12 protein-coding genes, 1 tRNA gene and 2 pseudogenes are annotated in these 12,605 nt (G+C 61.8%); 5 read left to right on the forward strand and 10 right to left on the reverse strand.

From position 1 onward, the window contains the following. Nucleotides 1–306 precede the first annotated feature (306 nt). Nucleotides 307–1,698 (reverse strand): RNA polymerase sigma factor, encoded by a 1,392-nt coding sequence (locus tag SAC06_RS07415; protein ID WP_350257669.1) that lies wholly within the window; start codon nucleotides 1,696–1,698, stop codon nucleotides 307–309. 471 nt (nucleotides 1,699–2,169) lie between these two features. Here SAC06_RS07415 and SAC06_RS07420 point away from each other — a divergent pair. Further along, nucleotides 2,170–2,242: transfer RNA gene (locus SAC06_RS07420), tRNA-Arg, on the forward strand. Nucleotides 2,243–2,466: 224 nt separating this feature from the next. Here the strand turns inward: SAC06_RS07420 and SAC06_RS07425 are convergent. The 4 genes and pseudogenes from SAC06_RS07425 to SAC06_RS07440 all read right to left on the reverse strand — a co-directional run. Beyond that, nucleotides 2,467–4,665 carry a hypothetical protein gene (locus SAC06_RS07425; protein ID WP_350257670.1) on the reverse strand — a complete coding sequence of 733 codons (2,199 nt, stop codon included), beginning with the start codon at nucleotides 4,663–4,665 and terminating at the stop codon, nucleotides 2,467–2,469. A gap of 278 nt (nucleotides 4,666–4,943) precedes the next feature. Continuing rightward, on the reverse strand, nucleotides 4,944–5,726 hold the full coding sequence (locus tag SAC06_RS07430) for an immunoglobulin domain-containing protein (RefSeq protein ID WP_350257671.1): 783 nt from the start codon (nucleotides 5,724–5,726) through the stop codon (nucleotides 4,944–4,946). Between the two features lie 82 nt (nucleotides 5,727–5,808). Then, nucleotides 5,809–5,943 (reverse strand): RCC1 domain-containing protein, encoded by a 135-nt coding sequence (locus SAC06_RS07435; RefSeq protein WP_350259173.1) that lies wholly within the window; start codon nucleotides 5,941–5,943, stop codon nucleotides 5,809–5,811. Beyond that, nucleotides 5,932–6,153: pseudogene (locus SAC06_RS07440) on the reverse strand (hypothetical protein); the annotation flags it as partial. The gene SAC06_RS07435 and the pseudogene SAC06_RS07440, both read right to left, overlap by 12 nt. 56 nt (nucleotides 6,154–6,209) lie before the next feature. Between SAC06_RS07440 and SAC06_RS07445 the strand changes: the two are divergent. Next, nucleotides 6,210–7,076 carry a recombinase family protein gene (locus tag SAC06_RS07445; protein WP_350257672.1) on the forward strand — a complete coding sequence of 289 codons (867 nt, stop codon included), beginning with the start codon at nucleotides 6,210–6,212 and terminating at the stop codon, nucleotides 7,074–7,076. An 89-nt stretch (nucleotides 7,077–7,165) separates the two neighbouring features. After that, a complete protein-coding gene (locus SAC06_RS07450; RefSeq protein WP_350257673.1) occupies nucleotides 7,166–8,164 on the forward strand; it encodes an HNH endonuclease signature motif containing protein in 999 nt (332 codons plus the stop codon). Nucleotides 8,165–8,260: 96 nt separating this feature from the next. Here the strand turns inward: SAC06_RS07450 and SAC06_RS07455 are convergent. Both SAC06_RS07455 and SAC06_RS07460 read right to left on the reverse strand, forming a co-directional pair. Next, nucleotides 8,261–8,632, reverse strand: a pseudogene (locus tag SAC06_RS07455) (zinc finger domain-containing protein); the annotation flags it as partial. Beyond that, entirely contained in the window at nucleotides 8,633–8,827 is a 195-nt protein-coding gene (locus SAC06_RS07460; protein WP_350257674.1) for an RCC1 domain-containing protein, read from the reverse strand. Between the two features lie 469 nt (nucleotides 8,828–9,296). On the opposite strand from SAC06_RS07460, the gene SAC06_RS07465 reads away from it, so the two are divergent. Continuing rightward, nucleotides 9,297–10,109 (forward strand): siderophore-interacting protein, encoded by an 813-nt coding sequence (locus SAC06_RS07465; protein ID WP_350257675.1) that lies wholly within the window; start codon nucleotides 9,297–9,299, stop codon nucleotides 10,107–10,109. Here the strand turns inward: SAC06_RS07465 and SAC06_RS07470 are convergent. From SAC06_RS07470 to rpmF, 3 genes are all read right to left on the reverse strand, one after another. Then, the gene (locus SAC06_RS07470; protein WP_350257676.1) at nucleotides 10,106–10,534 is read right to left on the reverse strand and encodes a GNAT family N-acetyltransferase; all 429 of its coding nucleotides are present in this window, start codon (nucleotides 10,532–10,534) and stop codon (nucleotides 10,106–10,108) included. The genes SAC06_RS07465 and SAC06_RS07470 overlap by 4 nt on opposite strands. A gap of 124 nt (nucleotides 10,535–10,658) precedes the next feature. Then, complete coding sequence (locus tag SAC06_RS07475; RefSeq protein ID WP_350257677.1) at nucleotides 10,659–11,198, reverse strand: HdeD family acid-resistance protein; 540 nt, start codon at nucleotides 11,196–11,198, stop codon at nucleotides 10,659–10,661. A gap of 376 nt (nucleotides 11,199–11,574) precedes the next feature. After that, a complete protein-coding gene (gene rpmF / locus SAC06_RS07480) occupies nucleotides 11,575–11,745 on the reverse strand; it encodes a 50S ribosomal protein L32 (RefSeq protein WP_350257678.1) in 171 nt (56 codons plus the stop codon). 187 nt (nucleotides 11,746–11,932) lie between these two features. Between rpmF and SAC06_RS07485 the strand changes: the two genes are divergently transcribed. Further along, a complete protein-coding gene (locus SAC06_RS07485) occupies nucleotides 11,933–12,589 on the forward strand; it encodes an IMPACT family protein (RefSeq protein ID WP_412766214.1) in 657 nt (218 codons plus the stop codon). The last annotated feature ends 16 nt before the right edge of the window (nucleotides 12,590–12,605 follow it).

Here is a 12,605-nt window from a genome sequence, read left to right on the forward strand (position 1 = left end):
CCCCGCAGCAACCCCACCTGTCACAGACCGTCTAGCTCTGATTCTCAATCTCGTTCCCCCTGCAAAAAAACTCTACTGCGCGTATCTCACGCTTAATTTAGGACACGACACCCCTTAAAATCTGTCGAAGGCACTCGTAGATCGTCGTTTCGCAGTCAGGACGCGGGGAAAACCCTCATGACCGAACAGCCCGTTCGTCTAGTTGCGCTGGACCCTCTCCCAAGAGTATTCAGCCGCTCAGATATAACCCTGTCCCCTCCGGACTAGCAGGAGAGGACAGTACCTTAGATAGGTTAGCTCGACAGGTCACCACCTACCGGCCGCACTCGCCTCCCACCACGCCTTGTCAATGGAGCCTTCGAGTTCGGCCGAGAACTCCCCACCGGGGACGGGGTCAAACACCTGGAACTGGAATGGCTCTCCCAACTGCGTCTCGTCGGTTGGCAGGCAGTGAACTTCGCCTGCGTTTACCTCACATTGAAGGCCGTTGGAGGCAGTCACAAGGTCGGTGCCATCAGACAGATCCAAGTCCAAATAGTCCAAGGACCAGTCGTCGGTGTCCGACACGGAGAAATCGACGGTAATCCACCGTAGTGCCCCCTCTTTGTCCTTCGTCAAAGTGAGGTCAAAGTCGATGCCGGGGACAGTTGCCTGCGTCTGATAGGAAGTCTCTTCCGTTTGCCAGGAGCCAAACTGAGAATTGCCCACTGCAGCCAGACCAGCGCCCGCCACCAGGGCAATACCGATTCCCAACGTTATCTTGGAGCCAACCGCAGTGGTAATTCGAGCCGCCATCGGAGCCTTTGGCGCCACCGAGCGGGTCGAACCGGATGCAGCAGCCTGTCCGGTTCCTCCCTGGGCGGCCCCAAGGTCAGGTTCGGCCGCAGCTGCCGAGCTGGGGTTGGCAGCCAGGTGCGGAATTGTGAGAAACGGCAGCACCCCGAACGCGGCAGGCATGGCCCCAAAGCGGTGCCAGTTGCGCTGACACTGCGCACACGCATGGACGTGGGCTAGGCCCCGCTCTTCCCTGTCGTGTTCCGCCGGGTCCCCGTGCACAGTCAGGGGAAGCTTGGCCGCATTCTTCACACACTCTGGGTCGCCTGCACTCAGGTAGTCAATCAGCATCAATCGGAAAAGGGATTGCTTAGCCCGCTGCAGCATACTCGAGATCGCAGGGGCGGACCGGCCGAATCGTTCGGTCAGCTCGGCCGGTTTCTTCCCCTCAATCGTGACTGCAACCAGGACTTCGCGGTAGTTTGGCGACAATGCATCGAAGGCCCGCTTCATGGCGCCAATCTCCTGCGATAGTTCGGCAGCCCGGACATTATCTGACGCGATCAACGCCAGCTCAATCTTTTCTTCATCCAGGGGTAGTTCACGGGTTCGAGGTGACCGAAGCTTGTTCAGGTAGGCGTTCTGCATCATGGTCGCCACGTAGGACCGGGTATTGGTCAGTGGCCCCTTGCCGTCACGCCAGAGCTGCAGGAGTTTGACGATGGCTTCCTGGACCAGTTCGGCCGGTTCCTCTCGGGCTCCGGCTGCCGCGAAGCTGCGGTTATCCTTCTCGATGATTCTGCGGGCAGCACTCGTCCAGTAGGGAAGGTATAGGGACAGGAGCCGAGCTGTCGCTTCGGAGTCGCCCGCCCGCGCCGCGTTGACGAGTTCAGCCTCCTCGCCAGCAGTAAGTTGCTCTGTCATAAACGCGAACCTAGTGCCAGTGGCACTTCGAGGATAGGGCAAAATTGCCGGCCAAGTACCGGAGCAACTTCGGGATGGACTTTCCAGCTTCTGAGGCGTAGAGTCGCCGCCTCGGGCGGTGAGTGCGCAGTCATATTGGGCATTATGGGCGACCGCGACCCGATCAGACGGATTGGAACCGTCAACCGAGGCTTTACGAACATTGGTGCAGACGCTTTCGGCCAGTCCCAGGCAACGCGGTCAGAGAGGAAACCTACCTCCATCCTCCCCCACACCCACGCTTAACCAGCCACCGGGTGCACCTTTCAGAAGTCATTCCCCATAAACTGATAGAGCCTACTGGAGACTACGCTCAACCGCCTAATGTCGATCCTCGCAGCTCACGGTCTGTGGGTGACCCCCCGGTCTGGATCAAGTTTGTTGTCGAGGTGAAAAACAAGTAACCTCACAACTGGCCGCATCGCGGTCGTCGCCTCCGTAGCTCAATGGATAGAGCAAGGGCCTTCTAATCCCGAGGTTGCAGGTTCGAGTCCTGTCGGGGGCGCTCACAGGGCGAGGTCTAGACATAGCCCCATGCCCACCCGCAGCCCAGTTCAGGTCGGAAGCTTGGGCTTCCCAAGTAGACGAGCAGTACCTCAGGTCTTACACTCTCGCTTGAGCTGCTTCGCGAGGTTGCGATAGCCGACATCAGGACCCGAGATCCCCCACCTTTTCATCGTCTCAGCGCCTCAGTATGGAGAACAATGAGGCAGCGTTTGCTTGGGCCGGTTATTGGTTGAGGTGGTGTTTGGCTGTTCGGTTTGCGGTGATCAGTCCGGTGCCCAGGATTAGCGCGGTGAGGCCGGCGATCCATAGGAGGGGGTTGGGGTGGATTCCGGTGACTGCGAGTTCTTTGGTTACCTCGTTGTTGGTTTGGTCCGGGCCGTTGCTACCGCTAATGGGTGTGGTCACTGTTAGTTTCGCGGGTGCGCTCGTGGCTTGTCCGGCACTGTTGGTGGCGATCGCGCGGTAGAGGTACCCGTTGTTGGTGGGGGTGCCAACCACGGTTAGCGCCCACCCGTTGGAGCTGGGGGTGGCATCCGGGTCAGCGCTGATCGCCTCCCAGGTGGTGCCCCCGTTGCGAGAGACCTCCCAAACCACCTCTGGGGTTGGGGTGCCACCCGCCGTGATGGTGAACTCAGCCGAATCACCCAGGGTCACCACCTGGTCGGTGGGGTCTGTGATTGTGGGGGCCAGCGGGATGGGGTTGACCGTAAGGGTCGCTGGGGCACTGGTGGCCTCACCCTGACTGTTAGCCGCGGTGGCCCGATACTGGGTGCCACTATCAGCAAGCACACTTGAGGCGACCATCAGGGTAAGACCATCAGATGAAACGCCCTCCGTGACCGGCGCCCAGGTTTGGCCCCCATCGCGAGAGGCCTCCCAAGTCACCACCGGGGCCGGCTCCCCACTGGTGGTAACGGTAAACTCAGCCGGATCACCCTCAGTAACCGTCTGGTCAGCCGGGTTTGTGATCGTGGGAGCTGCGGGAGTGTAGTAGGTGAACCCACCCGGGTAGGTGATCGGGGTCTGCGCGATCCCGTTCAACGTCCAGGAAACCACCACATCAACCGTGCCTGCCTCATGGGTCGGGGTGACAACACTCCAGGTCCCATCACCATTATCCACCGGGATAGTGCTCTCCGGGTCCCCCGGAGTCGTCCCAGCAAGCCCATCAAACATGATCCCGGTGAGAGCAACCTCGCTCACCACCTCCACCGGAGTTGGCCTATCACTCACCGTGCCATCACCCAACTGACCAGCCTGATTCCAACCCCAAGCGTAAGCCTTACCGTCCCCACCGATCGCCAAGGAATGCCCATCTCCAGCGGCGACACTGGTGAAGGTAACCCCAGCTGGCACAGCCACCTCAACTGGAATCCACCGATCGACGTTCGTGGAGTCACCTACCTGCCCGTAATAGTTCATACCCCAGGCGTAGACCTTTCCATCATCCCCAACCGCTACGGAATAAGCAATACCCGCGGAGACGCTCGTGAATGCAACACCGGTGGGCAGAACAACTTCAACCGGCGTATGTTGGTTTAGGCCCGAGGAATCGCCCAGCGCTCCATATGTGTTCGTTCCCCAAGCGTAGGTCTTGCCGTCGCTCCCAAGGGCCAACGAATGACCATTTCCAGCAGAGACACCCTTGAATGCAACGCCGCTTGGCACAGCAACCTCAACCGGGGCGTACTGCGGGAAGCCCGAACCGTCACCAAGTTGTCCGTTCCAGTTCAATCCCCACGCATATAGTTTGCCGTTGTCCCCAATCGCTACCGAATGGGTGCCCCCTGCGGAGACACTGGTGAAGGAAACCCCTTCCGGTAGAGCCACCTCGACCGGGGTAAATCGCGCCTCGACTGTACCATCACCAACTTGGCCGCCCTGGTTAAAGCCCCAGCCGTAAGTCTTCCCATCATCCCCGATCGCCAACGAATGACCAGTTCCAGCTGAGACACTGGTAAAACTGACTCCATCGGGCATGTCCACTTCCACCGGCGTGGATTGATCTACTGTCGAACCGTCACCTAGCTGCCCATTCCAGTTCGCACCCCAGGCATAGGTCTTGCCGTTATCCCCAATTGCCAAAGAATGTGCATACCCTGCGGAGACGCTGGTGAAAGCGACGCCGCTCGGTGCCACGACCTCCACCGGGGTGGACTGATCTATGGTTCCTCCGTCGCCTAGGCTGCCGTATGCATTCATTCCCCAGGCGTAGGTTTTGCCACTATCGGCAATTGCCAAGGAATGAGTGCCCCCAGCGGAAATGCTGGTGAACGCGATTTCCGGCGTTGACACCATGACCGTGGTGCCACCGGTGTCCGGACCCCGGTCAGGTGTTGGCACTGCCCCAGCCACGCCAACGCCCCCGAGGACCATGGCACCTGCTGTCGTGACGGCCGCGATGGCGCGCTTTGTTCTCATTCTCAACGCTTCCCCCTACGTGCTGGTTGTGCACGATCTGCACATAATGTAAGACACGCAGAGAACTGGGATCTGTCGCCGACAACAGTTGCGATCCCTTCAGAAATCTAGCCCTGTCCTGCTGGGGGCATCTGTCACATGCGCACTGGCACCTTGGTTGACGCCAGCGCGATGGCGGACACTGCCTCAATCCGGCTGCGTGCGAACGATCCGCCCACACAGTTGCAGCAACATCAGAAGCGGCACGACCTCAGAGCCTTCGAGTAGAGCCTGCACCCCTACCGCGCTACGCCGCGCCGGACCAAGCGGAATCCCGCCACCAGGCCACCACCCAGGATCAGCGCCGTCACTCCCGCAAGCCACAGGCGTGCGGGAACATCCATCCCGGTTTCAGCCAACTGTTTGCCGGTCTCCTGTTCAACTACCGGTGCCAGTGCTTTCACTACCAGGGTCGCGGGTTCGCTGGTCACCGTCGCCACCTCATTGGTTGCCGTCGCCCGGTACCGATTCCCGCTCTGAGCCAACTCCACCGAAGCTACCGTCAGGGTCAAACCGTCTTCTGACAATCCCGCTGAGACCGGCACCCAGGTAGCTCCCCGATCGGTGGACACCTCCCAGGCCACCTCCGGCTCGGGCACCCCGGTCACACCCACCGTAAAGCTGGCAGACTCACCTTCGACCACCGTCGCGTTTTCCGGGGAGGTTACGGTTGGGGCCATCGGAGCGGGCCGAACCGTCAACGTGGCGGGCGCGCTCGTCACCCCGGCCACCTCGTTGGTTGCCGTCGCCCGGTACTGGTTCCCGCTCTGAGCCAACTCCACCGAAGCCAGCGACACGATCAAGCCGTCAGCCGACACGCCTTCCGTCACCGGGTTCCAGGTGGCGCCTCCGTCAGCGGAGACTTCCCAGGTGACCTCAGGAGCTGGCTCCCCAGTGACGTTCACTGCGAAACTGGCCGGCTTCCCCTCGATTACCGTCATGTCGGCAGGATCCGTCACGGTGGGAGCAGCCGTCGCGTAGTAGGTGAAGGCACCGGGATAGGTAATCGGATCCTGTTCCACCCCATTGAGCCTCCACGACACCGTTACATCCACCGGGCCGGCAGGGTGGGCCGGGCTGATAACGCTCCAGGTTCCCTCTTCGTTAACGCTCGGAAGGGTACTGGCTGGGTCGCCCGGGGCCAGCACCCGCCTGGGGAACCTCGTTTTGCCCCCAGGAGAAAATGTCGCCCTCGTCCGTCAATACGTATGAGTTTAGGCGACCGCTGTCGACGCTGATATAGGTGTTTCCTGTTGGCAGCTCCACCGCCACCGGTGACAGCTGATCGGGCCCAGGCCCTCCGGTCACCTGTTGGGAGGTGTTCCACCCCCAGCCGTAAACCTGGCCGTCACTTGCCAGCGCCAGGGAGTGGAAGTACCCGGCCGAGACGCTGGTGATCGTGACCCCCTCAGGCAGGTTCACCCGGACCGGCACCGCGGCTGAGGTAGTGGTCCCATCCCCCGCCTACCGCAGTTTCCTACGTTCATGTCCGATATAGTCCGAGTATGACCGTTGCAGCCGTATACCTCCGCGTCTCCAAGTCCGTCGACACCGACGACGAGTCTCTGAGCTTGGAGACCCAGCGGAAGCGGATCCAGTGGGTTTGCACGGCGCGCTACGGCAGCACCGAGTGGACGCGGATGCTCTCTCATGTCGGCAGCTGCAATTTCGACGTGCTTGTCGCCCGCGATCTCGACCGCCTGCTGCGCACGTTGAAGAACTTCGTGAAGCTGATCGACCTGGGTGCAAAGTTCGCCATGGCCGACGGGGAAATTGACCTGACATCGGTTGACGGCAAGTTCCGCGCAACGATGGTGGCGGCGGTCGCCCGGTTCGAGATACGCCGGAAGTCCGAGCGCGAAGAGGTGCTCGATGAGCTGGAGCGAGTCTCCCGCGTCAAGGCGAGTAGTGCCGCAGACGCCGCTCAGAACGTCGCGGAGCGTGCAGACCTGGACGATGCCCGGATCGACGATGCTGAGACGCTCAGCTGGCATCGTAGTGACGATGACGCAGACATCCTTGCTGCCCGCGTGGCGGCTGATGAGGAACATGCTGAGAGGGATTACACGTCCAGCCGCCGTGAGCGGCTCGCATCGGTTTACATCGCGGCAGCTGCCGCATTTGAGGAGAGCCTACACGAAACCGGATACAGGGAGCTGGACAAGATCGAGGACGATGTAAAGCGTCAGCGGCTCACGATTGAGTTCGAGGGCGCCCTCGCGACGGTCGGACCGTTGCCCCCGGTAGAGAATCGCTACGCTGCCGCAGCGAGGCGTGACCATGTCCGCAAGGAAGCTGAACGCTCAGCCATCGTTGCCGGAGGCCCCCAGCAGACCGGCCCCCGCACCGGAGACCGCGGGCTCAGTGGCTGAGGCAGCCCCGCTAATGTCGGGGGTGCCCGATAGTCTGGGAACAGACTTCACGAGTTGAAAACACATAGCTCTACTCAGGAGGAAAACCAATGCCCAAGGGGCTCTTCATCACGTCACTGATCGTACTGCCGCTCCTTTTCGGCGCGATTCACCCGGCACTGTTCATTCTGGCTCTCGCCGGGGTGCTCATCGCGAACCCGCTCATCTGGAAGTACCGGAAGAACAGGTATTTCAACAGTGAGGAGTTCCAGGGGCTCCGCGCTCAGATCGCCTCGGTTGTCGCCGAGCACAACGAGGTTGTGAACTACGTCGCGGAGATTCGCGGCCAGGGTGCGTTCGAGCTGGGTGCGTCATCTACCGGCCAGTACGCGCATCTCGCGAACTTTGAGAACACCTCGAACTGGAACTACCAGCGCGACCGCAACGTCGCCGAGTACGCGCCCCACGTTCACAACGCATCGCTTCAGGTCGTGCGCAACGCGAGCATGGATCCGATCAAGTACCTGATGAAGTATTTCGAGATCAAGGCGAATCAGGAGACGCTGGCCGAAGTGCAGCGGGTAGCCGAGGACATCTCGCGGCTGGAGGAGGCTGTCGCCAACGTGCAGCGCCGCGAGGCTGAGATTGTCGCGATGATCAACCCGCCCGAGTTCATCCTCCAGCGGTACGCGGACGAGTTCTGGAACCTTGTCGGCGTACACCTCTCGCCGATCACGGTGCCGTACCCGAACTACAAGTTCCAGTACGTCTCCGCCGGCGGCAACAGCGGTCAGACGGTGAACATCAAGCTGGATACCCCGACGCTCGACGCGCTCTCTGAGACGCTCGTGCAGAAGATCCGCTGGGCGAAGTCAGCTGCCGGTCAGCGCGCGCTCATGACCGCCCGCCTGCGCGGCTGGATCAAGGATCGTGACCACCACACCTGCCAGAACCCCGCCTGCGGTGTCTCGGTCGCCGTCGAGCCGAACCTGCTCCTCGAAGTCGATCACATTATCCCCGTCTCCAAGGGCGGCCTTAGCGAGCCCGAGAACCTCCAGACGCTGTGCTGGCGGTGCAACCGCACCAAGGGCGCGAAGATGCCCGCATAACACCGCATCCATCAGTTCGAGCACCTGACGGACGGGGAATCCCTCGCCCGTCAGGTGCTCGGCGTGGATGGTCTCCGCTGGCACCGGGGGGCAGAAGTGGCTCGGCCTGCCACCGAAAGCTATCTGTTTGATCGGGGAGCCGCAACGGTCGCACGGTTCCCCGGTTCGACCATATGAATGTAGATACCTGCTGAAATAGCCCAACTGCCCAAGGCGGTTGTCTCCCCAGGCATAGACTTGGCCGTCGCCCCCGAGCAGCAAGAAATGGGAGCGACCGGCAGACACCTGCTGGGGGCTAACGCCTGTCGGCAACTTGACCACTTTGAGGATGTCCTCGGTTCCATCAACGCCCTCACCCGATGGTGTAGCCAGGCCGTTCCCCCGGGCGTAGACCTTTTGGTTGTCGCCGATCGCCAGGGAATCCTGATACCCGGCAGAAATGCTAGTGAGGGTGACCCCCGCTGGCACCTAAACGGCTACCGGTGAGAACTGGGGTTCAGCGGATCCGTCGCCCAGTTGCCCACCGTCATTCAGACTCCAGGCGTAGGTTCTTCCATCCGTTCCAGTCGCCACGACGCATGTGTCACCAGCCGACAAGCCCTTGAAGGTCAGGTTCGGGATCTGGCCCACCACTTCGGTGCCGCCGGAATCGGGCCCAACCATCGGCCCGACCGCACCTCCTGGCGAGGCGATGGCCCCTGCTGCAGTTCCTGCCAACATGAACCCTGTGCGGCTGCCACGCAGCCACCCAGCGAGCTTTCAATCCCAATATTCTTCCCGTCAATAACCCTGATGGCACCAAGGCACTAATAGAAAAAGTGTAGGTTGCAACCCTGCAGCTCGCTCGGCGAAAACTGCCACCAAGCGTACAACTAAACGTGAGACAACTAACACTCTCCGTCCAGAGATTCCTTAGGAAGTCTTCAAAGACGCGGCAGACCGATTAGACCCAAGCCATACCCATAGACCACACCGTTTACCACACTCCCAGCTCATACTCCCCGATGTTCACGCCCAAAGGATCCCGCCCAGCCACCCCCACCACAACGGCCTAACCTGCCTGCCTACTCATCACCGCCCCACCCACCCGCTAGACTCAGGACAAACATAAGTTATGAAAGGCTAACCTAACATGTCGAAGAGTTTGGCCCAGGCGGGCCCCTTTGCCCGCGAGCGCGTCCTTTACCCTCTGACAGCTCGGTCGGTTCACGTTCGCCAGACCTCGCGCCCAGCCCCCCACTTCATCCGACTGACGGTGGCCGGGGCCGACTTGGAGGGAATGAAGGCCCACGGGCCGGGCGATCACCTGCGGGTATTCTTCCCCGATCCGGCGAGCGGCATCCTAAATGCCCCCTCAACGGGGCCAGACGGCCTGATCCCGCCGCCAGCGCCAGGTCTGCACCGGGACTTCACCCCGCTGCATCTGCGCACCGGGGCCGACGGAGTGCCCGAGCTGGACCTCGATTTCTTCCTCCATCACCATCCCGGCCCCGCGGCCCAGTTCGCGACTCGGGCCGAGCCGGGTGACCGCCTGGTTCTGGTGGGCCCGCGCGGCTCAATCACCGCTCCCCCGGGGGCCGAACGCCTCGTTTGCTTCGTCGACGAGACCGCCCTTCCCGCCACCGCCCGCTGGCTCCAGCTCACCCCGCCCAGCACCGCGGTGGAGGTGTACACCCGGGCCGACAGGTGGGTCGAGACCTATCTGGCCGACAACGGTGGGCGGGGTGAGCGAGTTCACCCGCTCGTCACCGATCTGGTCTCCGCCGCCCGCGCCGCCCACCTGGGTCGCAGCACGTACGTCTTTGCCGCCGGGGAGGCCAGCGAGCTGGCAACGTTGCGCCGATTCATCCTAAAGGAGCTGGGATTAGCCGGGGAGCAGTGCGACTTTAGCGGCTACTGGAAACGAGGCGTCAGCGAGTACGACCACCACGCGCCACTGGACTAGTCCAACCGGCGGGAGAAATGGTGCGAGCTGATTTGCATCCGCTCGCGCAGGTAGAAGCGGTGGGCCGGGAACCGCTGCACCCCGGAGTCAAGCTCGATGGTCCGGCAGTTGTACTCGTCTCGCGCCCGCCGAGTGAGCTCAGCCAATAGTTGGCCGCCGTACCCTCGCGAACGGTCACTGGCCCGCGTGGCCAGGTCATCGACGTAGAGTTTCCGACCCACGCTGGTAGTATCCATGATCCGCCAACCGGCTACCGCCACGCATTGGTCATCGTCGATGACAGCGGTGAAGCGCAGGCCCTGCCCGGCGGCCCGCACCAGAATCTGAACCAGTTCAAGCCGGGTCAACTGCGGACGCAGTTCCTGCAGGACTGGAAAAGCCCGGTCCCAAAGCGGGTCCTCCGGACCGGTGAGGTCAACGATCATGGCGTCACTCTACGTCATCGGGAACCGCGCCTCCGGCCCGGTCCAGACACCCGACCTGCGGCCTGGGCGAGCCGGGCAAGGCAAAGGGCCCGACCGCAACCGGCCGGGCCCCCGAGCGACAAACTCAGACCGTGAAGGAACGCACCAACTGCACCACGCCCATGACGATGGCCGAGATCCCGATGATGAACCACAGCATCACAGCCGATGCCATCGGCGAGAACAGCAGAATAAGGCCGGCAATGATGCTGATGATCGCGTAGAAGATCGACCATCCCTTGGACTTGGTGTGGCTGAGGGTGGTCAGCGCCATGATGCCTTCCACAATCCAGACGGCCCCGATCATGATCGTGATCAGAATGACCAGGATCGCGGTGGTCGACTGCAGGTTGGTAAAGAACACCACCCCGGCGATGATGTAAAGCGCGCCCAGCAGGATGTGGCCCAGTCGTCCCCAACCAGTCTTGTCGAGGGAGGACAGCCCAACCCCGATGTAGGACAGGCCTGCGACGACCGTGTAGAGACCCAGAATCGCAGCCACCACCATGGCGGTTTTTCCGGGCCAGACCAGAATGACAATACCGATGACGATCGAGATCAGGCCACCGATGGCCAGCGCTGAGCGGACGCCCGAGCGCACGGCAGTTACTTCGTTGAGGGACATTGGAAGTCTCCTTGCGTGCTATTCCAACCGAATAAATAAAAGCGCCGGCCTTGTCGGCCAGCTAGCGAGACCATAGACATCGGGGCCCAGGCAAGTCTCTTTCCCTTGTTGACCCAGTTCAAGCCTACCGGCGCCAAGGCGCTGATGCGCGCATTCTCACCGAGCGTCTATTTCATTTTGGCCAAACTTTGGTCAAAGTGTGAGTCCATTTGCTCAAAGTCACAGCCGACACCGGTTCCACCCCGGCTCGGCCACCGACTCCGCCCCACCTCGGCCAAGCTCCGGCCCGGGCCGACTCCGCCCCGGGGCATTCCGGGTAGGCGAAAGCCCGGGCAACTCCACCAAAAGTGGAAATGCCCGGGCCAACAGAAGCTATCTAGTCTTCAATCTCAACCAGACCGCGCTGGTAGGCCTTAGCCAGGCGACGCGGAATGCGAACCTCGCGGCCGCTGACGTTGATGTTCTCGAGGGTGGTCAGCTTGGCCTTCCAGGCCGAGCGACGGGTACGAGTGTTGGACCGGGACATCTTGCGCTTTGGAACTGCCATGGTCGATTCACTCCTTCCAGGTCCGGGGCTCACCATCGGGTGAGCTGTCAATAACAATCGCGTGGCCACAACCCGAAGACCGCGGCGTAAACACAACGGTTCAACTTTGCCACGTCCCCGCTACTAATTCCAGCCCGAGCCGCTCGAACGCCTGTGATTTCTACCGCTCCGAGCCGCCCGTGCCACAATGGTGCCTGTGCGCACATTGAGGTCAGGATCGTCCACCACCGTCGAGGTGGAGATTAAGCGTTCCCGGTTCATCGCCACCGTCGCCCGAACCAACTCGGCCCAGGAGGCCCGCCAGCTCATCGACCTGGCACGTTCGACGTTCCCCGACGCTCGCCACCACTGTAGCGCATACGTGGTCGAGGCGGATCGGGTCAATCCGCTGCAGCATTTCTCCGACGATGGAGAGCCGGCCGGCACCGCCGGCAAACCCATGCTCGACGTGCTCACCCACGCGGAGCTTGGGAACGTGACCGCGGTTGTCACCCGCTACTTCGGCGGGACCCTGCTGGGCACCGGGGGCCTGGTGCGGGCCTACTCGGGTGCGGTGCAGGAGGCGGTGGCCGCCGCCTCGATCGTCGAAGTTCACACTTTAGCCCGGTTTCGCACCGAGCTGAATCCGGCCGTTGGGGGCCGAATCGAAGCGCAGCTGCGCGACGCTGGCTGGCAAGTCCTTGATTCGGTTTGGGGCCAAACTCTGCGCCTTGACGTCGCTGCCCCACCGGAGGCTCTGGCCCGGTTGAACTCGGAGCTATCCGCCTGGCTGCAAAGCCCCAGCGCTTTCCAACAGGTGGGCACAATCGACTGCGAGGTCGACAGCGACGCGGCAGAGCAATAGACTCCAAAGCGTGCTG

This window comes from Scrofimicrobium sp. R131 (genome assembly GCF_040256745.1).
GTDB classification, from domain to species: domain Bacteria; phylum Actinomycetota; class Actinomycetes; order Actinomycetales; family Actinomycetaceae; genus Scrofimicrobium; species Scrofimicrobium appendicitidis.

Bases quoted from the DNA above. Each gene is read 5' to 3' on its own strand.
- SAC06_RS07415 (WP_350257669.1), bottom strand. From the start codon at position 1,698: ATGACAGAGCAACTTACTGCTGGCGAGGAGGCTGAACTCGTCAACGCG.
- SAC06_RS07425 (WP_350257670.1), bottom strand. From the start codon at position 4,665: ATGAGAACAAAGCGCGCCATCGCGGCCGTCACGACAGCAGGTGCCATG.
- SAC06_RS07445 (WP_350257672.1), top strand. From the start codon at position 6,210: ATGACCGTTGCAGCCGTATACCTCCGCGTCTCCAAGTCCGTCGACACC.
- SAC06_RS07450 (WP_350257673.1), top strand. From the start codon at position 7,166: ATGCCCAAGGGGCTCTTCATCACGTCACTGATCGTACTGCCGCTCCTT.
- SAC06_RS07460 (WP_350257674.1), bottom strand. From the start codon at position 8,827: ATGGTTGGGCCCGATTCCGGCGGCACCGAAGTGGTGGGCCAGATCCCG.
- SAC06_RS07465 (WP_350257675.1), top strand. From the start codon at position 9,297: ATGTCGAAGAGTTTGGCCCAGGCGGGCCCCTTTGCCCGCGAGCGCGTC.
- SAC06_RS07470 (WP_350257676.1), bottom strand. From the start codon at position 10,534: ATGATCGTTGACCTCACCGGTCCGGAGGACCCGCTTTGGGACCGGGCT.
- SAC06_RS07475 (WP_350257677.1), bottom strand. From the start codon at position 11,198: ATGTCCCTCAACGAAGTAACTGCCGTGCGCTCGGGCGTCCGCTCAGCG.
- rpmF (WP_350257678.1), bottom strand. From the start codon at position 11,745: ATGGCAGTTCCAAAGCGCAAGATGTCCCGGTCCAACACTCGTACCCGT.
- SAC06_RS07485 (WP_412766214.1), top strand. From the start codon at position 11,933: ATGGTGCCTGTGCGCACATTGAGGTCAGGATCGTCCACCACCGTCGAG.